Origin of the sequence: Paraprevotella xylaniphila YIT 11841 (assembly GCF_000205165.1) — a bacterium.
Taxonomy (GTDB): domain Bacteria; phylum Bacteroidota; class Bacteroidia; order Bacteroidales; family Bacteroidaceae; genus Paraprevotella; species Paraprevotella xylaniphila.
This window is the reverse complement of record NZ_GL883827.1, coordinates 126,055-147,366: the sequence shown is the minus strand read 5'-3', so window position 1 is coordinate 147,366 and position 21,312 is coordinate 126,055. Positions and strand designations below refer to the sequence as shown.

General features: G+C 51.7%; 16 protein-coding genes. 8 read left to right on the top strand and 8 right to left on the bottom strand.

Annotation, left to right across the window (positions count from 1 at the left end; genetic code table 11):
- Positions 1–27: 27 nt before the first annotated feature.
- From nadD to HMPREF9442_RS04300, 4 genes are read right to left on the bottom strand one after another with little or no spacing between them, the layout of a single operon-like run.
- Positions 28–612 carry a nicotinate (nicotinamide) nucleotide adenylyltransferase gene (gene nadD, locus HMPREF9442_RS04315; RefSeq protein ID WP_008625734.1) on the bottom strand — a complete coding sequence of 195 codons (585 nt, stop codon included), beginning with the start codon at positions 610–612 and terminating at the stop codon, positions 28–30.
- Positions 609–827 (bottom strand): hypothetical protein, encoded by a 219-nt coding sequence (locus HMPREF9442_RS04310; RefSeq protein WP_008625733.1) that lies wholly within the window; start codon positions 825–827, stop codon positions 609–611. Before HMPREF9442_RS04310 ends, nadD begins: the two co-directional genes overlap by 4 nt.
- A 12-nt stretch (positions 828–839) precedes the next feature.
- Positions 840–1,406: a guanylate kinase gene (gmk, locus tag HMPREF9442_RS04305; RefSeq protein WP_008625732.1), complete on the bottom strand. Its 567-nt coding sequence runs from the start codon at positions 1,404–1,406 to the stop codon at positions 840–842.
- 14 nt (positions 1,407–1,420) lie between these two features.
- Positions 1,421–2,296: a YicC/YloC family endoribonuclease gene (locus HMPREF9442_RS04300; protein WP_008625731.1), complete on the bottom strand. Its 876-nt coding sequence runs from the start codon at positions 2,294–2,296 to the stop codon at positions 1,421–1,423.
- Positions 2,297–2,382: 86 nt separating this feature from the next.
- Between HMPREF9442_RS04300 and tsaB the strand changes: the two genes are divergently transcribed.
- The 7 genes from tsaB to HMPREF9442_RS04260 all read left to right on the top strand — a co-directional run bounded on the left by tsaB (position 2,383) and on the right by HMPREF9442_RS04260 (position 8,677).
- Positions 2,383–3,075 carry a tRNA (adenosine(37)-N6)-threonylcarbamoyltransferase complex dimerization subunit type 1 TsaB gene (tsaB, locus tag HMPREF9442_RS04295; protein ID WP_008625730.1) on the top strand — a complete coding sequence of 231 codons (693 nt, stop codon included), beginning with the start codon at positions 2,383–2,385 and terminating at the stop codon, positions 3,073–3,075.
- Positions 3,076–3,696: a DUF4290 domain-containing protein gene (locus tag HMPREF9442_RS04290; RefSeq protein ID WP_008625729.1), complete on the top strand. Its 621-nt coding sequence runs from the start codon at positions 3,076–3,078 to the stop codon at positions 3,694–3,696.
- 17 nt (positions 3,697–3,713) lie between these two features.
- On the top strand, positions 3,714–5,024 hold the full coding sequence (gene murA / locus HMPREF9442_RS04285; RefSeq protein WP_008625728.1) for a UDP-N-acetylglucosamine 1-carboxyvinyltransferase: 1,311 nt from the start codon (positions 3,714–3,716) through the stop codon (positions 5,022–5,024).
- On the top strand, positions 5,021–5,548 hold the full coding sequence (rimM, locus tag HMPREF9442_RS04280) for a ribosome maturation factor RimM (protein WP_008625727.1): 528 nt from the start codon (positions 5,021–5,023) through the stop codon (positions 5,546–5,548). The genes murA and rimM overlap by 4 nt, the downstream gene beginning before the upstream one ends.
- A gap of 14 nt (positions 5,549–5,562) precedes the next feature.
- A complete protein-coding gene (locus tag HMPREF9442_RS04275; RefSeq protein ID WP_040602594.1) occupies positions 5,563–6,729 on the top strand; it encodes a 1-deoxy-D-xylulose-5-phosphate reductoisomerase in 1,167 nt (388 codons plus the stop codon).
- Positions 6,730–6,756: 27 nt separating this feature from the next.
- On the top strand, positions 6,757–8,160 hold the full coding sequence (rseP, locus tag HMPREF9442_RS04270; RefSeq protein ID WP_008625725.1) for an RIP metalloprotease RseP: 1,404 nt from the start codon (positions 6,757–6,759) through the stop codon (positions 8,158–8,160).
- Positions 8,161–8,494: 334 nt separating this feature from the next.
- On the top strand, positions 8,495–8,677 hold the full coding sequence (locus HMPREF9442_RS04260) for a DUF4250 domain-containing protein (protein WP_040602592.1): 183 nt from the start codon (positions 8,495–8,497) through the stop codon (positions 8,675–8,677).
- 97 nt (positions 8,678–8,774) lie between these two features.
- Here the strand turns inward: HMPREF9442_RS04260 and HMPREF9442_RS04255 are convergent, their stop codons facing one another.
- The gene (locus tag HMPREF9442_RS04255) at positions 8,775–9,251 is read right to left on the bottom strand and encodes a hypothetical protein (RefSeq protein ID WP_008625722.1); all 477 of its coding nucleotides are present in this window, start codon (positions 9,249–9,251) and stop codon (positions 8,775–8,777) included.
- A gap of 112 nt (positions 9,252–9,363) precedes the next feature.
- Here HMPREF9442_RS04255 and HMPREF9442_RS04250 point away from each other — a divergent pair, with 112 nt between their 5' ends.
- On the top strand, positions 9,364–10,845 hold the full coding sequence (locus HMPREF9442_RS04250; protein ID WP_008625721.1) for a CCA tRNA nucleotidyltransferase: 1,482 nt from the start codon (positions 9,364–9,366) through the stop codon (positions 10,843–10,845).
- Between the two features lie 316 nt (positions 10,846–11,161).
- Here HMPREF9442_RS04250 and sov read toward each other — a convergent pair whose 3' ends face one another.
- From sov to HMPREF9442_RS04235, 3 genes are all read right to left on the bottom strand, one after another.
- Positions 11,162–18,688, bottom strand: a complete 7,527-nt coding sequence (gene sov, locus HMPREF9442_RS04245) for a T9SS outer membrane translocon Sov/SprA (RefSeq protein ID WP_494545877.1) — start codon at positions 18,686–18,688, stop codon at positions 11,162–11,164.
- Between the two features lie 102 nt (positions 18,689–18,790).
- On the bottom strand, positions 18,791–19,393 hold the full coding sequence (ruvA, locus tag HMPREF9442_RS04240; protein WP_008625714.1) for a Holliday junction branch migration protein RuvA: 603 nt from the start codon (positions 19,391–19,393) through the stop codon (positions 18,791–18,793).
- A gap of 64 nt (positions 19,394–19,457) precedes the next feature.
- On the bottom strand, positions 19,458–21,134 hold the full coding sequence (locus tag HMPREF9442_RS04235; protein WP_050795488.1) for a rhamnogalacturonan acetylesterase: 1,677 nt from the start codon (positions 21,132–21,134) through the stop codon (positions 19,458–19,460).
- Positions 21,135–21,312: the final 178 nt, after the last annotated feature.

The window sequence follows — 21,312 nt, the reverse complement described above, 5'->3', positions numbered from 1 at the left end:
CATGCCTGTTTTTATCTACAGGGTGCTTTATGCTTTCCGATAGTATCCCCTTTTGCGGATTTCCTGCCAGACCACTTCGTCCAATCCGTAAGAGGCATCTTCACCTTGGGAGATGAGACGGCGGAGTTCGGTGGAACTGATGTCGATGAGCGGGGTTTCCGTGAGCCGGACTCCGGAGGGCAGGGACGCGGTCTGCACCGGATAACCGGGGCGGGGGTAGACCAAGATGCGATGGTGGCTTAGAATCTCGTCCGGTTTCTTCCAATCCTTGAAAGCAAGCCAGTTGTCGGCACCGATGACTAATGTAAAAAGCCGGTCGGGATAAGCTTGCCGCAGGGCGGCCAAGGTGTCTGCCGTGTAGGATGGACGGGGCAGGCGGAACTCGAAATCGCTCACTTTGAGGCAGGGATGTTCCCGTACGGCCATGCGGGCCAACTCCAGACGGCTATTTTCATCCAACAAATCGGGAGACGATTTTTTGAATGGATTCTGGGGAGATACCATAAACCACAATTCATCCAACCCTTCATCCCGGCAAAGGCGTTCGGCCAGTTCCACGTGTCCCCGGTGGATAGGATTGAAAGACCCCCCGTAGATGCCCGTTTCCGTCATGCCCTTTCGTGGGATTTATGTTGGAAATGGGGTCTCCGGTGACGTTTGCGGTGCCACCATACGTAGATGATATAGGCTTGCACCACAGCCAACACGCCCATGGCTATAGTGATTTCGGTCCATTGCAGAAGGGCTGCGGCGATGGTGGTTATCAGGCACAGGACGAACAGTATGATGCTAGTCTGTAAGTTCCTTTGGATGGTTTTATCGTCCATGGAATATGGGTTTTATGGGTGCAAGAAGGCTTTCAAGCGGGCCAGTGCTTCGGCCTTGGCCTTTTCGAGGTCGTCGTTTACGACAATCGTATCGAATTTGGGGGCGAAGGTCAGTTCGTATTCCGCCCGTGCGATGCGGTCGTCTATGACTTCCGGCGTATCCGTGCCCCGGTTTTCCAATCTGCGGCGAAGTTCTTCCACCGAGGGCGGTTGGATGAACATGCTCAAGGCGCGGTCGCCATAAAACTCTTTGATGCGGCATCCACCGTGCACGTCCACGTCGAATACTACGTTTTGTCCGGCTTCCAGTTGCTTTTCCACTTGTGCTTTCAAGGTTCCGTAGAAGCGGTCTTTGTAGACTTCTTCGTATTCTAAAAATTCGCCGTTGGCGATGCGTTGGCGGAATTCTTCGGGCGTGAGGAAGAAATATTCCACCCCGTCACGTTCCGTTCCCCGTGGCGGGCGGCTGGTTGCACTGATGCTGAAAGCCAAATTCAAGTCCTGCCCCATCAGATAATTGATAAGCGTGCTTTTCCCGCTGCCGCTGGGAGCGGAAAAGATAATCAGTTTGCCTGTCATTTTCGTCAGTATGGTTACATTACGTTGAGCACTTGCTCTTTGATTTGTTCCAGTTCGTCTTTCATCTTCACCACGATGTTTTGCATTTCTGCCAGATTGCTTTTGCTTCCTGTCGTGTTGATTTCACGTCCCATTTCCTGGGCGATGAAGCCTAACTTCTTGCCTTGTCCATGCCCGTTTTCCATGGTCTCCACGAAATATTTCAAGTGGTTGGCCAGACGCTGTTTCTCTTCGTTGATGTCCAGTTTCTCGATATAATAAATCATTTCCTGCTCCAGGCGGTTCTTGTCGTATTCCACATTGGGAATCGTTTCCAAGGTTTCCACCAGGCGTTGGCGGATGCGTTCGGTGCGGCTTTGCTCATACGGCTCGATGCTTTTCAGCAAATCACCTATGTTTTGTATCTTCTCGGTGAATTTCTTTTGCAATGCGGCACCTTCCTGTTTACGGAAGTCCACGAGCTTGCCGATGGCTTCCTTGATGGCGGTCCGTACGGCATTCCATTCCTCCTCGTCCAATTCTTCCACTTCCGTGCGGGTCATGACATCAGGCAGGCGCAATAACGTGGCGAACCAGTCGGCCGGAAGAGGAATATGCCGTTCTTCACTGATTTGTTTAATCTGTTGGTAATAGTTGTCCAAGATAACGCCGTTGATAGGTGTAGCCGTTTGCGTGTCGTCTTTTTCCACCCAGATAGTGAAGTCCACTTTTCCGCGCTCCAACGTCTGGCTGATCATGGCACGGATTTCCATTTCCTTTTCCCGATAGAGCGGTACGATACGTGCAGAAAGATCTAAAGCCTTGCTATTGAGGGATTTGATTTCCACGTGTATCTTTTTGCCTTTCACTACGGCAGTCGATTTGCCGTAGCCCGTCATTGATTGAATCATGATTTAATAATTATTTTATGCAAAAGTAGGAAAATAATAGGATAAAATGGTAACTTTGCGGAGTTATTCTAAGGAAAAAATAGTTTATGTCTTGTATACTGCATATTGAAACGAGTACGAAGGTTTGCTCGGTAGCCGTCACGGAAGACGGGGCGGTATTGTTTGAAAAAGTAGACAAAAGCGGGCCTTCACATGCGGTGCAGTTAGGTGTTTTTGTGGACGAAGCTATCTCTTATATCGACAATCACGGAATTCCTTTTGATGCGGTGGCAGTGAGTCAGGGGCCGGGTTCATATACGGGATTGCGTATCGGTGTGTCGATGGCCAAGGGCATCTGTTATGCCCGTGGTTTGAAGTTGATAGCTGTCCCGACGTTGGAACTGTTGTGCGTGCCGGTGTTGCTCTATCACGAAGATTTGCCTGAAGACGCTTTGCTATGTCCTATGATAGATGCGCGCAGGATGGAAGTGTATGCCGCTTTGTACGACAGGGCCTTGGGACCTGTACGGGCCATCGGGGCCGACATCGTGGACGGAAGCACTTACCAAGACTTTCTGAATGAGCGGCCCGTCTACTTCTTCGGTGACGGGGCTGAGAAGTGCAAGGTCGGGATTACGCACCCGAATGCGCGTTTCCTTCCGGAGGTCCTGCCTTTGGCACGGAACATGGGGCCTCTGGCCGAGAAGGCTTTCGCACTGGGCCGATTTGAAGATGTGGCTTATTTCGAGCCTTTCTATTTGAAAGAATTTGTAGCTTCAAAACCGAAAAAACTTTTGTAAATGATATATAATACCCAACGCAAGAAATTACCGATGCCGGAGTACGGGCGCGGCATTCAGGAAATGGTGGATTATGCGCTCACATTGGAAAACCGTGAGGAGCGTCAACGTTGTGCCCGCACGATAGTCTCGATAATGGGAAATATGTTTCCGCATTTGCGTGATGTACCGGATTTCAAGCATAAATTGTGGGATCATTTGGCTATCATGGCCGATTATAAGTTGGATATTGATTATCCGTACGAAGTGACGCCCAGAAAAGTAGGAGGGGACGGTAAGCCGTCTCCTATGGCTTATCCGATGAAAAAGATCCGTTATCGTCATTACGGGGCTTTGTTGGAAGCGTTGATACGCAAATTGGCCGAGATGCCGGAGGGCGTGGAACGGGAAGAACTGACGATGTTGGTAGCCGGGCAGATGAAACGGAGTTTGGGAAATTGGAACAAGGATGCCATGGACGATGACAAGGTGGCTCTGGATTTGGACCATTATACGCATGGTTCCGTGCATTTGGACAAAGAACGGTTCCATCTATTCTTCGACCAATACGATAAGGTCCAACCGGGGCGTGCTCCTGTGGCCTATCGCAATGTTGGGCGGAAGAACAAACGGAAAAATTAAGCGGCGGTTCTGTTTGTATGGCTTCATTTATCATAGAGGGCGGTCGTCGTTTGACCGGAGAGATTGTACCCCAAGGCGCGAAGAACGAAGCCTTGCAGGTGATTTGTGCGACATTGCTTACTTCAGAACCGGTACGTATCAAAAACATACCCGACATCTCGGATGTGAACAACCAAATCCGATTGTTGGAAGATGTCGGTGTGAAAGTCACGCGGAATGCTCCGGGCGACTTTACTTTCCAGGCCGACGAGGTGAACATGGAATATGTGCAGAGCGATGAGTTCCTGGCGCGTTGTACCAAACTGCGGGGAAGCGTGATGCTTATCGGGCCGATGATAGCCCGTTTCGGCCGTGCCATGGTGGCTAAACCGGGGGGAGACAAAATCGGACGCCGTCGGTTGGACACACATTTCCTCGGAATCCAGAAACTGGGGGCCAAGTTTGATTACGACATCCGCCGGGGCGTGTACGACATTCATGCCGGGCGCTTGTGTGGTACGTATATGTTGCTCGACGAAGCCTCGGTCACGGGTACGGCCAATATCATTATGGCTTCGGTGTTGGCTACGGGTACGACAACGATATATAATGCCGCGTGCGAACCTTATATCCAGCAACTTTGTCATTTGCTCAACCGTATGGGGGCGAACATCAGCGGAATAGCTTCCAACCTGCTCACCATCGTAGGAGTGGATGCGCTTCACGGTGCCGCACATACGGTTTTGCCGGACATGATAGAGGTGGGCAGCTTCATTGGCATGGCGGCCATGGTGGGCGACGGTATCGGCATCAAGAATGTCTCGTATGATAATTTAGGCATCATTCCTTATACTTTTAGCCGTCTGGGCGTGCAAGTGCTTCGTCATGGAGATGATTTGTTCATCCCGAGGCATGACCATTATGAGATTGATTCTTTCTTGGACGGTTCGTTCATGACTTTGAGCGACGCACCGTGGCCGGGACTGACCCCGGATTTGTTGAGTGTGTTGCTCGTGGTGGCTACACAAGCCAAAGGTACGGTGTTGATTCACCAGAAGATGTTCGAGAGCCGCTTGTTCTTTGTGGACAAGTTGATTGACATGGGTGCACAGATTATCCTTTGTGACCCGCATCGGGCCGTGGTGGTCGGGCACGACCATCAAATCCGTTTGCGTGGCGGACGCATGACGTCGCCTGACATACGTGCCGGAATTGCCCTATTGATAGCCGCCATGAGTGCAGACGGGACGAGCCGTATCAGCAATATCGAACAGATTGACCGGGGATACGAGAATATCGAATCGCGTCTGGCGGCATTGGGAGCTTGCATCAAACGTGTGGAAGAATGATAGGTGAAGACGAAGTATATAAAATAGGTATGTTGACCAAGACACACGGGGTGTCGGGGGAATTGAACATGGCCTTTACGGACGATGTGTTCGACCGTGTGGAAGCGGAGTATGTGGTATGCCGTATGGACGGGATACTGGTGCCTTTCTTTATGGAAGAATACCGCTTTCGGAGCGATACGACGGTCTTGATGAAATTCGAAGGGGTGGATACGGAGGAGCAGGCACGCCGCATGGTCGGCGTGGAGGTTTATTTCCCGAAGGCCCTGACGGAAGAGGTACATGAGGGAGAATATACGTGGAGTTACTTCACTGGTTTCACAGTTGTGGACATGGTTCATGGTGAATTGGGACAGGTGGAAGCGGTAGACGAATCTACGTTGAATATCCTTTTTGAAGTCGCTACCCCTTCCGGCGGGAAGATTTTGCTTCCGGCCGGTGAAGATTTGGTGGATGATATCGACCATAAAAACCGTAAGATTTACATGACTTTGCCCGATGGCCTTTTGGCTTTGGGTGAATGAGAATAATACCTTGGATGAATACGAACGAGAAAAAAAAGATTGCGATATTAGGTTCCACGGGATCTATCGGGACGCAGGCCTTGCAAGTCATCGAGGAACATTCCGATTTGTATGAGGCGTATGTACTGACGGCAAACAACCGGGTGGAGCTGTTGATAGAACAGGCACGCCGTTTCATGCCCGAAGCGGTAGTCATTGCCAATGAGGACAAGTATGAGGTGCTGCGAGATGCGTTGGCCGACTTGCCCGTTAAAGTATATGCCGGGGCGGATGCGCTTTGCCAGATTGTGCAGGAAAGACCGGTGGACGTGGTGCTGACGGCCATGGTGGGATTTGCAGGATTGAAGCCGACCATCAGTGCCATAAAGGCCGGTAAGGCCATAGCTTTAGCCAATAAGGAAACATTGGTCGTGGCCGGAGAATTGATTAACCGTCTGGCAAATGATTACCATGCAGACATCATTCCGGTGGATTCGGAACATTCCGCCATTTTCCAATGTCTGGCTGGTGAGGTAAGCCCTGTGGAGAAGATTATCCTTACAGCTTCGGGCGGTCCTTTCCGCACGTTTTCCCGTGAACAGTTGGCTATGGTGACCAAAGCCCAGGCTTTGAAACATCCGAATTGGTCGATGGGGGCGAAAATTACCATCGACTCCGCGTCGATGATGAACAAGGGCTTTGAAGTGATAGAGGCCAAATGGTTGTTTGGCGTCGAGCCGGGACAGATACAGGTGGTGGTACATCCACAGTCTATCGTGCACAGTGCCGTGCAGTTTGCCGACGGGGCGGTCAAGGCTCAGTTGGGAGTGCCGGACATGCGTGTGCCCATACAATATGCTTTCTCTTATCCGTTGCGTTTGCAGAGTTCATTCGAAAGGTTGGACTTGTTCCGGATAGGTACGCTTACTTTCGAGGAGCCGGACACCTGTCGTTTCCGGAATCTGGCTTTGGCGTATGAAGCCTTGTACGAGGGTGGGAACATGCCTTGCATTGTCAATGCGGCTAACGAAGTTGTCAACCGTGCCTTTTTGGAGGATCGTATCGGTTTCTTGCAGATGAGCGATGTGATAGCCAATACGATGCGGGAAGCTTCTTTCATAAAGGAACCCACGTACGAGGATTATTTGCAGACAGATGCCGAGGCACGCCGGATTGCGGCAGAGTACGTCGGGACATGTTAAACAAAAACAAAACAAACACAATATTACATGGATGCAACATTGATTAAAGCCCTCCAGTTGGTGCTCTCGCTTTCGATTCTCGTAGTGCTTCACGAGGGGGGACATTTCTTTTTCTCCAAACTCTTCCGCGTGAAAGTGGAGAAGTTTTTTCTTTTTTTCGATCCTTATTTCCACTTATTTAGTACGAAAGACAAATGGTTTACCCGTTTGTTTCCCAAGTGCAAGGACAATGAGACCGAGTACGGTGTCGGTTGGCTTCCCTTTGGAGGCTATGTGAAGATTGCCGGCATGATAGACGAAAGCATGGACACCGAGCAGATGAAAAAACCGGTGCAGCCGTGGGAGTTCCGTGCCAAACCGGCGTGGCAACGCCTGCTCATTATGATTGGAGGCGTAGTAGTCAATTTCCTTTTGGCTTTGTTCATTTACACCATGATTCTTTTCCATTGGGGCGAACAGTATGTTCCGGCCAAGGATATGACGATGGGATATCAGTTCAACGAACAAGCGGAACGGTTAGGTTTCCGTGACGGGGATGTCTTGTTGGCGGTGGACGGTGAAGAAATCCGGAAATGGGACGGTTCCGTTTACCGTGCCGTATCGGAAGCCCGTGAAGTGACTGTGTTGCGTGGGGGCAAGGAAGCAAACTTGACAATGCCGGAAGATATGAACATGTTGGAGATGCTCAAGTCCAATCCGCCGTTCATGGTTCCTTTCATTCCCTCGGTCATAGATTCTGTTCTTCCTTCCTCTCCGGTGTATGAAGCCGGAATCCGTAGTGGTGACCGCATCGTGGCGATGGATGGGAAGCCGGTGGCTACGTGGAGCGACTTTGACGAAATTATGAGAGCACGCATGGAACCTTTGATGGCCGAAAGCCCGTCCCATGAGGATAGCGTGCGTCTCAGTCGCCTGTCTGTGGTTTACCAGTCGAAAGATGGCACTCGTACGGATACCGTTACATTGGAACTTGGGGCGGATTACAAATTAGGATTGTTGAAACAAACCCTTTCGGCATATTATAAACCAATAAAGGTTGACTATGGTTTCTGGGCCAGTATTCCGGCCGGTGTTTCCCATGGGATAGATGTACTTTCCGGATATGTAAGCGACTTGAAGTACTTATTTACGGCCGACGGAGCGAAAAGTGTGGGCAGTTTCATCACTATCGGGAGCATTTTCCCTGCTACGTGGGACTGGCTGACGTTTTGGGAAACCACAGCTTTCCTGAGCCTGATGCTGGCCTTCATGAACATCCTGCCCATTCCGGCGTTGGACGGTGGTCACGTGCTGTTTCTCGTTGCCGAGATGATTCTTCGCCGCCCGCCTAGCGACAAGTTCCTCGAACGTGCCCAAGTGGTAGGTATGGCTTTGATCATGGGTCTTATGGTGTTGGCTTGTTATAATGATATTGTGAGGTTCTTATTGTAACATCTTTGTCGTATCTGATACAACGTTCCGGTAAATTCTTGATTTAGGTCAAGAATTTACCGGAATTCATTTCTAAATGATTATTCATCCTTGCGGGATAAACGTCCTGTTTGTATCTTTGTATCACGAAAAAGAGATTAATAGGTAATTGTTTTAAGGTAAAGATACGCGTTAGGTTACGGTTTGTTTAAGGTAAAAAGATTATTTTTTCAGATGGATACATATATATGGCACGTGTTGTTTGCTTGTCTGGTGGCGGCTGCGCTTTGCATAGGCACGTTGGTGGTGACGGTCAGGCACGGACATTTATAATGATAAGATGGAGAGAAAGAAGATGGAAAGAGAAATGCCGAAAGATCCGATGATGTTGATGAGTTTCATCAATATGAAGTTGCGTGATTTTTATCCGACGCTCGATGCTTTATGCGATGATATGGACGTGGACCGTCAGGAATTGGAAGGCAAGATGGCCGAAGCCGGTTTGGAATATAATGCGGCAGCCAATAAGTTCTGGTAACACACAAACACAATCAATTATAGTAGACGTCCCCTTCTTGCCGCAACGGCTATGAAGGGGACGTTGTTTCCTTATGATGTAAAAAGTGGGTAGTGGCTCAATCTTGTTCCTTATTGCCCGTGTCTCGCTTGTTCTCAAGCATGTCCACTTCAATCTTGCGCAGATAAAATTTGACTTTGGCTCCCAGTTCGTCAAAACGTTGTTTGAGATGGAATACTTCCGTGCGTTGCCGGTAATATTCGGCATTATTTCCCCGTCGTTTTTCTGTTTCCAGTTTTTTCAGTATTTCCTGTTCTGCCATCAAGGTGCTGTCCATTATGGCCAACGTATCTTGTGCCGCAAGGAGTTCGATGCTGTCCATTACGATAATGCCGGTGGCGCGGGCTTTAAAGGCCGTAGGGAAAGTTTCACGCATGGCCAGAATACTGTCTTTGGCAGCTACGTAGTTTCCTTCTGTCATTAAGGTACGCGCGGCATCGATCATACGGCCTGCGTATTCTTCTTCCTTATCTTCTTGGCCTGTACAGGAACAGGCGATAACAGGAAGCAATAAGGTGTATAATGCTTTTCTCATAGGCTTTTTGTCACAGAGTTCGTTTTACAAAAGTACCATTTTTTGAGGGAATAATTCAAACCGATGCGCAAAAAATCGTATTTTTGCAATTATTTTATGGTATTTTTGAAGAATGAGGAATTTGACGAAGGAAGATTTGCGACATTTGTTGGACAAAAAGATATTCCATCAAATATCGGAAGTGGCTGATGAGCAGGGTGTGGAATGCTATGTCGTAGGCGGTTATGTGCGTGATCTTTTTCTGGAGCGTCCTTCGCAGGACATCGATGTCGTGACGGTGGGGAGCGGCATAGCTTTGGCAAAGGCCCTGGCCGGCAGGTTAGGGCGAGGTGCACGCCTGAGTGTGTTCAGCAATTTCGGTACGGCACAAGTCAAGTTCCGGGGGATGGAGGTGGAGTTCGTGGGAGCACGGAAGGAGAGTTACAGCCATGACTCGCGCAAGCCGGTGGTGGAAGACGGGACGTTGGAAGACGACCAGAACCGCCGTGATTTCACGATTAACGCGTTGGCCGTATGTTTGAACCGTGAACGGTTCGGGGAACTGGTCGACCCGTTCGACGGCGTGTGGGACATGGAAGACCGCCTCATCCGTACGCCGCTCGACCCCGACATCACTTTCAGCGACGACCCGCTGCGCATGATGCGTTGTGTGCGTTTTGCCACCCAACTGAATTTTTATATAGACGAAGAGACGTTCGAGGCACTGGAACGGAACCGGGAACGGATAAAGATTGTCTCCCGCGAGCGTATTGCCGATGAATTGAACAAGATAATGATGACCCCTACGCCTTCGAAGGGTTTCGTGGAGTTGGCCCGGTGCGGCTTGTTGCCTCTCATTTTTCCTGAGTTGGCAGCTATGGAGGGGGTGGAAAAGGTAAAAGGACGTGCGCATAAGGACAATTTCTACCACACGCTTGAAGTGCTCGATAATATTTGCCGGCACACGGATAATTTGTGGTTGCGTTGGGCGGCCCTCTTGCACGACATCGGCAAACCGCGTACGAAACGTTTTGACCCTGTGGCGGGGTGGACTTTCCACAACCATAACTTTATCGGTTCCAAGATGGTGCCGGACATTTTCCGGAAGATGAAGCTGCCGATGAACGAGAAGATGAAATATGTGCAAAAGATGGTGGAGCTGCACATGCGCCCCATTGTCATTGCCGATGAGGAAGTGACAGATTCTGCTGTGCGTCGCTTGTTGTTCGAAGCCGGTGATGACATCGAGGACTTGATGACACTTTGCGAGGCTGATATTACCTCGAAGAACGCCCAACGTAAACAACGTTTCTTAGACAATTTCAAATTGGTACGCCGCAAGTTGGTGGATTTGGAGGAGCGCGATCGCGTGCGCAACTTCCAGCCTCCGGTTTCGGGAGAGGAGATTATGGCGGTGTTCGGACTGCCTCCTTGCCGTGAAGTCGGTAGCCTGAAGAGTGCAATTAAGGATGCGATTCTCGACGGTGTGGTGCCGAACGAGCACGATGCGGCATACGAGTTCATGCTCCGTCGGGCGGTAAAGATGGGACTTAAACCGGTCGGCACTTCAGAAATAGGAGGAGCACCTTCTGCATCGGTAAAGGAAGAAGTTTGACAGCCGGAGGAGACTGTGGCTTCTTTTGCCATGGGTGGCCGCTTTCTTTTTAATTAACTGTGATACAGTTGGGTAGATAGTTCGTTCTCGAACGGAAGAGAATGACGTTTCGTTCTGCGCCAAACGAAAAATCAATCTCAGCCAAACGATTTCTCATTCTCAGCCGAATGAAATTCCGTTCTCAGGAGATTTTTATTTGGGGCGGAGGGACGATGAAAATCATATACATGTGAAACAAAGTTCTTGGACGGGAAACCAACAATGCGGCGGAGCTGGATGCTTTCCTGCCCCGCCGTATCGTTGGTAGGTTGAGGGCTTATCTTGTCAGCGAGAACCGCAGGCTGAACCCGAAATCCTGCGTGATGGTGGGATAAGCGTTGGACGAGAGCAACGGTTGGTTGCGTTGGCGGTCGTAGTAGAGGCTCAATGTGACGTAACGGCTCATCGTGTAGTCCGCACTGAACGAGGCTTTGATGGCTTTGTTGCCGCTTGTAGCTTCCGACAGCGAAGTCTGTATGTTGCGCGTAATGGCATCTTGGTTGCGGAACGAGAAGTCGAAACGCAGGTTCAGGTCGTGGCTGATGACTCGGCTGTTTTTTGCCGAAGTCCCACTCTTGCGGGTATTGTTCCGGTTGTTGGCCGCGTTCGTTTGTTTGTTGTTGCTTCCCCTCCCGGCTTTCTTGCGTCGGCCTCCAAAGAGGGACGAGAACTTGAAATCATTGATTTTATAGCCCCATCCGATGACGAAGTCGTTGCTGCACGCCTCATTCAACTGCGCTGCGGTCATACTCAGGGTGAGTACGCGTGTCTTGCGGTATTCCACCTTGAAAGTCATGTTGTTGTTCAACGTCATGTCCAATCCGGCCAAAGGCGAGAAGGCTTCGTTGATGGATACGGAACTGATGTCGTACATGCTGCTTGGGATGATGGCATTGTCCGTGGTGTTTTGTATGAATCCTAAGTCGCCCATGTACTCCATCCAACTGCTGTACGTATTGTAAGCCCCCACGGAGTAGATGCTCTTGTAAGAGTGGTTCAGGGTGACGCTCTTGAAATGGTCCCGTATCCAAGGCAGGTAGGCCAGGCCTTTGTAGGATACGGTCCAGTTGGGCAGCATGCGTGCCAGGCTCGGGAAAATGTCCAACGGGGAGTTGATGTCACCTCCCCCGGTGTAAGCGGCCAGGAAAGCCGGTATCATTACGTCGGACGAATACTTGTCTACCGTACCGTTGGCAGGGTCGAACTTGCCCTGTAACCCGGTGGCAGCCGGATAGGTGGCATTGGCGTAGCGGGCTTCCACACGGCTTTGGAACGTGTTGAGGTATTGTTGGAAACGGGCGAATGTCTTGCTGCTGTATCCGTTTCCGGCATCGCCCCGGCTTTCGAAGGCCGATTTGATGGAAATGGTGGTCATCGTGAAGCTGCCGCTTTGCGTGGTGGGCATGCCCGCATACATATATTGTATGCTCTTGTTGCTGTTCACCGTACGGCTGGCGTTCAAGTCAATCTTCAAGTCCGGGATAGGTTCCAACGTGGCTTTAATCTGGAGGTCCTCCATGGCGTTGGTGGTGGCCGGCGTGCTGATGCTGTCATTGTTGAGCAGCCAGCCCCGTTCGTTGGCCTTGTCGATATAGCTTTCGCCAGTGAAACCGAAGGCAAAGTCCAATCCCGGTTGCATGCCGCCGCCCGTGCGTTGCCCGAGCATGTCGCCCACGTTGGGCAGGAACCCGGGTAAGGACATGGCAAACGTGTTACGGTAGCTGACACTGACGTTGCGCACCATCATCAGGAAGCGTGTAGCTCCTTGTAAGTAGGGGTACCAGGGCTTTTCCCTGGCCGGTGTCTTGGCTATGACGTTGACACGCAGTTTTACGGAGTCCATGTTCAGGATGCGAATCTTGTTCTTGTCCAGTTTCTTGAACTTGATCGGGTAGCGGTGTCCGGCAGCGGTTACGGCGGTGACGCGTATGCGGCGGCTTTTTTGGTTGTGCGCCAGTTCCACGGTCGTGTCGGGCTTCAGGGTGATTTCACCGGCGAATCCCTTGAACTTCGGGTTTTTCACCTTGGCGTTGGCCGTGCCTTTGGCATTGTCTGCCGGTTTGCTGCCCGGTTTGTCCTTCCCGTCTTTGTTTTGCCCGTCTTTTCCCTTGGCGGCAGCTTCCTTCTCTTTTTCTTTTTGTGCCTTGGCCTTCTCCCGTTCACGGTTGCTTTTGTCCTTGGCTTTCTTTCGTTCGCTGGCCGAGAATTTCTTGTTGACCTCTTTCAGGAAAGAAGAGAAATTATACAGCGTTTCCAGGTTGAAGCGCCCGTTTATCGTAGCCGAACGTTGGTTGTTGATGGTGTTGCCGTAGGAAGTCCCGTCTTCCAGTTCCATGCCGCGTTCCCAGGAATAGTTGGCCGTGTAGTTCCCGTCAAGCGAAATCCACGAGAAGCACGGGATTTTCTCCAAAGGCACTTTGTAGGAGGCCGTAAAGTCCTGTTGGTAGTCAAGCGGCGTACCGAAACCCTTGATGCTGTGCCATACGGAATCTTTCCATGCGTGGTATTGGTCGGCGTAGAGGTCCTTGTTGACCGGAACGTTCGGTTCTTCGATTTCCGCATGGGTGGCGGAATTGAACGAGAAATGAAGGTTTTTGGTCAAATCCCATTTCAGGCTGAAATCACGGTTCCACAGGAATTCTTTGGAGAAGGAGAGAGGGAGCGACGTTGGGTCTTCCAGATTCTCGATGTCCCGTTCCTGGTACTCGTAATAGTTGCGCAGGATGTTCGTGTTGAAGCTGATGTTTTGCGGCAAGTAGTTAAAGTTCTGGTCGCGGATGATGTCCCACCATTTGCTCTTGCTTTTAATCATCTTCTTGAACGGCTCGAAAGGCTTGTATTCGGGAGAATAGTTGTAGTTGAACGCTCCGTTCCAGTTCTTTTCCGTTTCCCAAGCCGTGGTTTCGCCCGTTTTGTTAGACTCGCTGTGCGAATAGCTGAACGAGAAGTTGGCAGGGTCGTAGGGCATGGGGTGTTTGGGTGTGGCGATGTTGAATTTCACGTTGCTCAGGCTGAAGTTCTTGTTCGTGGTTTCCGTGGTAGTCAGGCTTCGCAGCGAGTCCTTTTCGTGTTCCGTGGCGCAAGCGTCGAGGGCGTCTTCCAACAACATGTCCGTGTCGAGCGGATTGTATTTCGGTTTGACGACCTCTTTGTTGAACGAATAGTAAATGGGAGCCGTGAAGCGTACTTTCTCCGGCAGCAGCTTGCCCAGTTCAAAACTGGTCGTGATGCTGTAATTGTACATGTCCTCCTGGTTGCGTTCGCTCACTTTGTCTTCTATGCCTCCGAATCCGGCAGTTTCCATGTGCCCGGTCAGGTTGACGGAGCCGAGGTCGGAGAATTGGACGTTCAAGGAGCCTTGTGCTGCCCATCCGCCGTCGTTGCTGTATTCCTGCAGGCGAAGCTCGTTGGCCCATACTTCCACCGACTTGGTTTCGCGGGCATTGTTGCGCACGCCTATCATGATGGTCTTCACTTCTCCCAAGGTAGGGTTACCCATGACGCTTACCTTGTTGTTCGGCCTGTTGTCGTCGTAGACGGAGAAGAGTGTGGTCAGGTTGGTGTTGCCGAGGCTCTTTTCGCGGTTGCGTGCCTGTTTTACTTTGGTAAACACCGAGAGGTCGATGTCCAACATGTTCTCTTCGGGCCACACGGCACGGCACTGGTCGGCGGAGTAAGTGTCGTACCGTCCGGCAGCCGTCAGCTTCAAGGGAATTTCGTATTCGTAGAAATTGTTCTTGTAGTCCGAACCGAGGCGGATAAAGACACTGGTCTGGTTGTCTTCCGTTTCGGTTACGTTCTCGGCCAACGCGTTAGCATGTACGAACATTTGGAGGTGTTTGTACTGGCGCATGTCCAAGTTGGTATTCTTGTACACGGCACGGGCGTCTCCTGTGGCCAAGTTGCGGACCGTCAGCGAGAGGGCCTGTTCGTTGTCTTCTGCCAGTTGGCTTTGTGAGGGATCCACTACGCGGCTGATACCCGGAGGGAGTACGTAGTTCACCGGTGTCTTGTCGTTGTTTTCTTCAATGTTGACGGCCGATATTTCCATGCTTCCGGTCGTGGAGGGCATTTCTCCTGCATAAAGGGCCTGTTCGTAGGAACGCCATTCGGCTTTCACCAGGTCCAACGTGGCGAAACGCAGGATGACGGGCTGTTCGAAACCGGTCAGGAACATGCGCATGAACCGTATGCTCGTAAAGTCGTTGATGTTGCCCACTTTCTTTTGGTATTCGGTAAGCGGTACGCGGAACTGGTACCAGTTCACCTCTTCCGTGTTGCCGTTGCGGAGCTTGACGCTCGCCGTGCGTTTGTCCACGATATAGTTTTGTCCCACGACGAAGCTCTCCGGACGGATGCTGATTTTGTATTGGTAATATTTCTCGTACTCGTTCAACGTGTAGTCCTGGTTGATGTCTTCCACGTCGGGCGTGGTCTTGTATGAAGTGTCATACGATTCGTTCGCATTTTCGTTCGACCGCGAGTTGCCTTCCGGCAGGTTGATGTACTTGTAACGGTCGAGGATGCTGCGTTGTTGGGCATCGTAGTCCGACCCCCGGAAGTAATGGTAATCGTCTCCGGCCGGGTCGTTCATCAGCGAATCGTACACTTGCGGGCTTACTTTCCCTTGTACGGCCATGAGGAACTCGCGGTAGGCACCGAACGTGCGTTCTTCTTCGCTGTTGAGTCCGTTCAACCCGATGTCCTGCCGCTCGCGCGCTCCGGACTCGTTGTTGAAGGCGTAGACCACGCTGGTGGTGTTGGGCACGCGTCCCCACGCTGTTTCCGTATAGTAACTGGAGTTCCCGTCGATGGGCATTCCGCTTTCGAAGAATTTCTTCCCGTCGTGGAGGATGTCCTCGCTCACTTCGCCTAAGTTCAGATAGAAGTCCCCCCCGTAATCGCCGCCCTTGTCACGGGTATAGATGAACGGGTCGAGCAACCAGAATTCTACGTATTCGATGTTGGCCGTCTCGAAATCGTTGGTGTCCAATTTACGCATCATGCCGCCCCAACGGGTTTTGGGGTTGGTGAGTCTTCCGTTGTAGTCCAAGTTCGGATCCAGGTTGTAGGCTCCCCGTTCGGTAGGGTAGAAAGCGAGGTTCATTACCGGGAGCGAAGCAGCCGAGTTGTAACTGGTCTGTGTCTTGTTGGGATAGAGTTCCCGTTCGTACACTTCGCGTACATAGTGGTTGGAAAGTTGGTTCAAGTCGCTCTTGATATGGGCGGGCGTAAGCGAGGAGCTTTGACGCGTGAAGAGCGGATCCACGGTGTACCAGCTCAGCAGGGCGCGGTTGTAGCCTCCGCGCACGTCGTTGACGAGCTTGCTTTCTTCAAAGTCGGACGGCACGCTGGAAATCATCCAGTTGGTGGGCTGCATCACGCTGATGCCGTTTTTCGTGTTCTCGAAGTCGTCGATGTAGGAAGCCGACCCCTGTATCTTCTTGTTTTGCCCGGCAATGAGTTGGGCGAACTCCCCGGTAAAGCTGATTTGCGAAGGCTCGGTCACGTCGATGAGCGGTATTTTGTCTATCAGGTTGGTCAGCCATTGGCTTTCTTTCTTCCACGAGAGGTTGACGCCCCACAGGGTGTTTTTCAAAGGTTCTTCGCCCATGTTTACTTTTGTGGTGAGCGGCTGTTCGTTCAGGAACATGAACGTTCCGCCGAACGTGAAGTCCTTGCTCACGTCGTATTGCAGGTTGAATCCTACGAGCGTTTTGCGCTGCATGCCGTAGTTGTCGTTGCTTTCGAAGTCCACGCTTACGTTCGTGCCGGCATCGATGATGCTTTGGTTGATGATGGTCACTACGCCCATCGAGTAGTCCACCGTATAGTCCGTGTTTTCCGTCAGCGTCACGCCTCCCGCCGTTACGGTCACGGAGCCTTGTGGCACGTTCATGGCGCCGAGGCTGATTTCGGCACCGTTGTTTCCCTTGTACTCTCCGGAGAGCAGGAATTTGTTCTTTTCCGCTATCTGCTTGGCCATGGTCTTGGTGGAGTCGTACAATGCGTCGAAACAATACTTTTCGGCCAAGGCTTCATCGTTCAAATATTTACGCAGGTGGCTTCCGAAAGGTTCGGTCACGGGGAAATAGATGCGCCCTTTGTTGATGGTGTATCCCTCCACGTAGTCGAACTGTCCGTTGGGGTTCGGACGGTTGTTGGCATCCAAGCGGTCTAAGTTCATTACTCTTAAAAGTTTGGTGCTTTTGAACTTGGCTTCGGGAATGTAGGACACGTACACCCCGGCGGAGTCGCTTTGGTATTGGATGTCCAGCTTGAACTTCTCCTTTTGCGTGCTTGTGGCTCCCAAGCTGTACACGTTTTTCATCATCAAGTCCCAGTTGCCCATCTGCGGTGTGTTCGAGGTGTTCTTCAGGGCCTTGACGAACAAGGCTTGGGTATTGTCGGTCAGGTCGGCCGAGAATTCGCCCACTTGGTAGGTTGTGCCGTTATAAGTGTATTCGAAGGCTACGGCCAGGACTTCGTCCGGTTGCAGGGTAAAGTTGAGCGACACGTAGCCCAATGAATTGTTTACGGTGTATTCCGAAGAAGACAACAGGCGTGCGCTTTGCAGCTTTTCATAGTCCACGCTGCCTTCAAAGCCCGCGATGGCGTCCAAGTCGCTCGATGTCTGGCTGATGTCGCGTGCGGCGGCATGCTGCGTGGTCATGGTCGAATAGAGGGTGTTGGCGGCATTGGCGGCCACTTGCACGTTGCCTTTGCTCCAAATCGGGTTGGAGATATGGTCATGTTCGCCCAGGTCGGTGAAGGCCACGATGTTACGGTTGCTTTCATAGCTTCCCGATTTGTTCGTCACCCAAAGTTCGATGCGTTTGATGGTCACGCCGGACATGACGGTGGGCAGTTTGCTCATGTTCTGGTCATAATGTTCACGGAAGAAGTGGGCGAGGAAAAAATGCCGGTTCTCTTCGTATTCCGTGGCCGAGAACTCATAATTGTGCGTTTGTGTGCCGCCCTTGGACGACACGCTTTTCGAGGCCGATTTCTTTTGGGAAACGACCGTTTGCAGTTTCAGTTTGCCGAATTGCAGGTCAGCCCGCAGGCCGAACAGCGAGGAAGCGCCTTTGATGAGCGAGGAATTGGTGGGAAGCGAGACGTTACCCCCTTCTATCAACTTGATGATTTCGTCTTCCTTGCCTTCGTAGCGCAGTTTCATGCTTTGTGCGTCGAAGTCGAACGTGGCATCGGTGTTGTAGTTCAGGTTCATGTTGATTTTGTCGCCCACGCTGCCGTTCATGCTCATGTTGATTTTCTCTTCGAAATCGAATCCGAAGGTTTTCCGGCGGTTTTCCGATAGGCTTGGGTTATCTGTCTTCTTCAGGTTGCCCCCGATTTTCAGTTCGGCGGAACCTTGGGTCTTGATGCGTACGCCGCCGGGGCCGAATATTTTCTCAGCCGGTCCCAGGTCGAATTGCATGTCCGTGAAGTCGAATTTGTTTTTGCCCTCATTTTCGAAAGCTTCGCTGTTCTTTTGCCGGTAGTAGTTCTGTAAGGACTTTTTTAGGCTCCATTCCTGATATTCTTCCGGCGACATCAGGAGAGGGGCGTTCAGGTAACTGTCGCCCACTTTGGTACCGATGGTGTAATTGCCTGTCGCCGGGTCGTAAACAGTATCCGTTTTCAGGTTGTCCGGGTCTTTCAGGTCGAGGCTCCGTTTTTTCAGGTCGTCTTCGTCGCGGGGCACCGTCCGCTTCACGCTGAAACGTGGCCGGATGGTGTCCGGTTCGGCCGGAGCCGGGGTCTCGTTCCGGGGTATATGCAAGAAAGCGGCACCTCCCATGTCCGCCAGTGCGTTGGCACTGATGGCCAAAAGGATGAGGTAGAGCCACTTTTGTAGGTTTCTTTTCATGCTGTTCCGTTGGGCTATGAAGCTTTCAGCTTCCTATAATCTTTTGAGGGCAAGTTTGATGACACGCTCCACGGCGGCTTCCGGTTCTTCTTTCAGGATGGCCAATGCGACCTTTTGCGAGGGGGCGGGCGGGAAGCCCAACATGGTGAGGGCGGCCACGGCCTCTTCCAGTATTTCGGAATGTCCGGTTGCCATGGTCGCGGAAGTGCCGGGGGAGGCTGTCCCTTCGATTTCCACCGATGCGATTTTGTCTTTCAGGTCCACGATGATGCGTTGGGCGGTTTTCAGCCCGATGCCTTTCACGGTTTTGAGCAACTTGTCGTTGCCGGAGCTGATGACGTTGACCAATTCTGCCGGTGTGAGGGCGGAGAGAATCATGCGTGCCGTGTTGCCCCCGATGCCCGATACGCTGATGAGCAGTAGGAAGAGGGCACGTTCCTGGCGGGTGGAAAAACCGTAAAGCACGTAAGCGTCTTCGCGGATGGCTTCGTAAACATATAGTTTGGCTTCCTGCTTGCCTTGCAGGGCGGAAAATGTATTCAAAGAGATGTTGAGGCCGTATCCCACGCCGTGGCAATCCACGACGGCGGTGGCCGGAGTGAGTTCGGCAATCTGGCCCTTCACGTATTCTATCATGTCTTTTTTTGCTAAATATACTTTAAGAAAACGTGTCCGTCACCTCTTTTATTGTGCGCACGCGTTAATTTTTAATAGGGCATGTAGAAGAAATGTGAAATTTCAAGTACCGGGCCAACGGGCTGTCTATGGCACGCAATCCTTCGGCTATGCTTTGCGCGTTGAGTTGCGCACCTTTGAGTGAGGTGTGCGTGTGGTCGCGGTTATAATAAGCTTTGGCATTTTTCTGCCCTATCTGGTCGAGGGTATCGGCCGAGATGTTGTGCAGGTCCACGAACTCTACGGCGGTTTCGGCCACTACCTCCCGATACCATTTGCCGTAGCTGTCGTTGCGGCGTTCTATCTTTCCGCCGGGCCATTCGTTGCGGGGCGTGAGGGACACCAGAATCGGCGTGGCACCTTTTTCGCGCACGTCGTCGATGAATTTTTTCAGATACCATCCGAAGGAGTAAATGACTTCGTTGTAAACTTTATCTCCTTTATTGACCCGGTAAACGTGACTGGTGTCTTGTGCGCAGGCAATGACGCCTCGGGCCTTGCCACGGTCGATGTCACCGATGTCGTTATGGCCGAATTGTATCAACACAAAGTCGCCCGGTTGAAGGGCATTGTATACACGTTCCCAACGGTTCTCTTCTAAGTAAGTACGGGTGCTCCGGCCGGCTTTAGCTTCGTTTGCCACGGTGATTTTGTCCGTATCGAAGATGGTTTCCGCCTGGCTGCCCCAACCCCACATGCTGTCCGGGTCTTTGTCCTCGTTCTTTACGGTGGAATCTCCCGTGATGAAGACCACGGGTTTGCCTTTCTCGCGTTTCACTTGTGCGGTGGGCGGTTCGAGGTTCGTCAGGCAAGCCTGCAAGGCTTTCAGCGTGGGGTGCGTGGAAGCGGCCACTCCTTCGGCGGCCGAACGGGCGTTCAGGCGTGCGCCGAACGCACTGGTGTGGATGCGGTCCCGATAGAAGTGGTAATCCACCTTCCATGCCGAGAACCGGTCGTATTTCGAGGCCGATATTTCGTTCAGGTCTACGAAGGGTATGCCTTGCTCTTCGGCCACTTGCCGCGCCCAAAGTCCGAAGGTCTCGTCCACGCGTACGATGTGCCCGGGGCGTTTCGTGTCCCATGCGTTGCGGGGCGTGAGCGAGAGCAGGATGGGGTGTGCGCCCAAGGCTTTGCATTCACGGACGAAGCGGCGCAAGTATTCGCCGTAGCTGTAGACGGTTTCTTTCTCGCCCGTCTCCTTGATGGTCACACAAAGCGAGTCCGTGGGGCTGATGCCGCGTATGGATGCCCGTGCCCGTCCGCTGTCGAACGGACCATTGTCGTTGTGCCCCAGTTCGATGATGACGTAGTCTCCCTTGCGGATGCCTTTCTTCACGTCCGGCCATAGTTTACGGTAGAACGTGCGGCTGCTCGTGCCGCCCAAGGCGTGGTTTTCCACGGTCAGCCTGTTTGCGTCGAAAAACTCGTGGGCATAATATCCCCAACCCCATTGGCCGTTGTCGCCGTTGCCTTTCGTGCCGGTACGCATCGTGGAGTTTCCCACGAGGAAGAGCACGGGGTGGTTGCCCTTCCGCGACGAACCGGGCACAGGGCGTGCCGTATTGGCCTTTTCCAGACTGTCGAGCGTGAGGTCCGTGACGTGGTTCACGTCCTCCATCGGGCGGAAGTTCTTGGAGTTTTGGGCGGTGGAACATAATCCGCATCCTATTAAAATGGCGGAAAGCATACAGGTCTTTTTCATGTCAGTCAGTGTTTCGATTGGTGTGGCAAAGATAATGTTTTGAACTGGAATCCTGTTCTTTCGATAGGGAAAAACTTTTGTTCCGAGAGTGAATCATCTTGCAAATTACGGTCTGAATGCCTTTTTATGCTTTTTTTCTTTGGGCACTTGCCATAAAATAAGTACATTTGCGAGATAT

Coding starts and splice junctions, on each gene's coding strand:
- HMPREF9442_RS04235 (WP_050795488.1), bottom strand. CDS start 21,134: ATGAAAAAGACCTGTATGCTTTCCGCCATTTTAATAGGATGCGGATTA.
- rimM (WP_008625727.1), top strand. CDS start 5,021: ATGATAGGTGAAGACGAAGTATATAAAATAGGTATGTTGACCAAGACA.
- nadD (WP_008625734.1), bottom strand. CDS start 612: ATGACGGAAACGGGCATCTACGGGGGGTCTTTCAATCCTATCCACCGG.
- HMPREF9442_RS04250 (WP_008625721.1), top strand. CDS start 9,364: ATGAGGAATTTGACGAAGGAAGATTTGCGACATTTGTTGGACAAAAAG.
- rseP (WP_008625725.1), top strand. CDS start 6,757: ATGGATGCAACATTGATTAAAGCCCTCCAGTTGGTGCTCTCGCTTTCG.
- HMPREF9442_RS04275 (WP_040602594.1), top strand. CDS start 5,563: ATGAATACGAACGAGAAAAAAAAGATTGCGATATTAGGTTCCACGGGA.
- HMPREF9442_RS04260 (WP_040602592.1), top strand. CDS start 8,495: ATGGAAAGAGAAATGCCGAAAGATCCGATGATGTTGATGAGTTTCATC.
- ruvA (WP_008625714.1), bottom strand. CDS start 19,393: ATGATAGAATACGTGAAGGGCCAGATTGCCGAACTCACTCCGGCCACC.
- HMPREF9442_RS04255 (WP_008625722.1), bottom strand. CDS start 9,251: ATGAGAAAAGCATTATACACCTTATTGCTTCCTGTTATCGCCTGTTCC.
- gmk (WP_008625732.1), bottom strand. CDS start 1,406: ATGACAGGCAAACTGATTATCTTTTCCGCTCCCAGCGGCAGCGGGAAA.
- HMPREF9442_RS04300 (WP_008625731.1), bottom strand. CDS start 2,296: ATGATTCAATCAATGACGGGCTACGGCAAATCGACTGCCGTAGTGAAA.
- HMPREF9442_RS04290 (WP_008625729.1), top strand. CDS start 3,076: ATGATATATAATACCCAACGCAAGAAATTACCGATGCCGGAGTACGGG.
- tsaB (WP_008625730.1), top strand. CDS start 2,383: ATGTCTTGTATACTGCATATTGAAACGAGTACGAAGGTTTGCTCGGTA.
- murA (WP_008625728.1), top strand. CDS start 3,714: ATGGCTTCATTTATCATAGAGGGCGGTCGTCGTTTGACCGGAGAGATT.
- HMPREF9442_RS04310 (WP_008625733.1), bottom strand. CDS start 827: ATGGACGATAAAACCATCCAAAGGAACTTACAGACTAGCATCATACTG.
- sov (WP_494545877.1), bottom strand. CDS start 18,688: ATGGGAGGTGCCGCTTTCTTGCATATACCCCGGAACGAGACCCCGGCT.